This is a genomic window from Photobacterium sp. GB-72 (assembly GCF_003026095.1).
Classification (GTDB): domain Bacteria; phylum Pseudomonadota; class Gammaproteobacteria; order Enterobacterales; family Vibrionaceae; genus Photobacterium.
Map to the genome: position 1 here is coordinate 1 of NZ_PYNV01000042.1, position 1,259 is coordinate 1,259.

Annotated in this window: 1 protein-coding gene; it reads right to left on the reverse strand. The window is 39.3% G+C overall.

The window, feature by feature from the left end; all coding sequences use genetic code 11:
• Positions 1–8 precede the first annotated feature (8 nt).
• Positions 9–1,186, reverse strand: a protein-coding gene (locus C9J40_RS21750; RefSeq protein ID WP_107247967.1) for an IS3 family transposase whose coding sequence is annotated in 2 segments (ribosomal slippage) — positions 9–931 and positions 931–1,186 — 1,179 coding nt in all. Because the reading frame shifts where the segments join, the coding sequence is not laid out codon by codon here.
• Between the last annotated feature and the right edge of the window lie 73 nt (positions 1,187–1,259).

Below are 1,259 nucleotides of genomic sequence, written 5' to 3' on the forward strand. Positions count from 1 at the left end.
TGTAGTGGTCAACAAATACTAGCCACGGTTTTAGAGGTTAACCAATATAATCGTTCTGATTCATTCGGTGTTAATCCGCCATTATATTGATGTGGTCGTAATTGGCTGTAATAACCAATAATATATCGAGTGATTTCGTGTTTTGCTTCAGCAAAACTACGATAACCTACATTTGGTACCCATTCTGTTTTTAAACTTCTAAAGAAGCGTTCCATGGGGGCGTTATCCCAACAATTTCCTCGTCGTGATAAGCTTTGTTTAATCTGGCATCGCCATAGTAATTGTCTGTAGTAACTGCTGGTATAATGACTACCTTGATCACTGTGAAACATAACCCCTTTAGGTTTATGTCGTGATTCATAAGCCATCATAAGAGCCTTACCTGTTAAGTGACTGTCAGGCGATAGAGACATCGCCCAACCAACAGGCTTTCTCGAAAATAAATCGATAACCACAGCAAGATACATCCAGCGATGTCCAGTCCACACATAAGTCACATCACCAACCCAAACTTGATTAGGTGATGTAACTGCAAATTGACGATTCAGATGATTTGGAATTGCAATATGCTCTTGATTTGCTTTTCGGTATCTATGTTTCGGTGATTGGCAACTAACAAGATTAAGGGCTTTCATTTGTTTGGATGCACGATACCGACTCAAGGGAATACCTTGAGTCGTAACCATATCTGCAATGGTTCTTGCTCCAGCAGAACCATTGCTTGCAGCATGTACCTCTTTGATTAAACTACGCAGTTTAATCAATTCAATAGAAATAGATTTTGGGCGTCTTTGCCAATATTTATAGCTACTGCGATGAACATCAAATACTTTGCATAACGTTGTTATGCTGTGGCTCTTCCTGAGTTTCTCGATTAACGAGAATTGTTCAATGAGTCTGACATCAAGAGAGCGGTGGCTTTTTTTAAGATTTCATTATGCTCTTCAAGAGTGGCTAATTTCTTCTTTAACTCTCGTATTTCAATCTGTTCAGGAGTCATCGGTGAAGCTTTCGGTGATTTACCTTGGCGCTCTTCTTTTAACTGACGAACCCACTTATCCATCGTAGATTTACCCACATTCATGGCCTGAGCAGCTTCAGTTACTGAATAGTTTTGATCGATAACTAATTGTGCTGCCTCTAATTTAAATTCAGCACTAAATAATCGTCTTGTTCGTTTTGTCATGATGTCACCTATCCATGTTAAGAGGTGATGATATCACCTCTGAGTAGGTGGCCAAATTTAATGTACCACTACA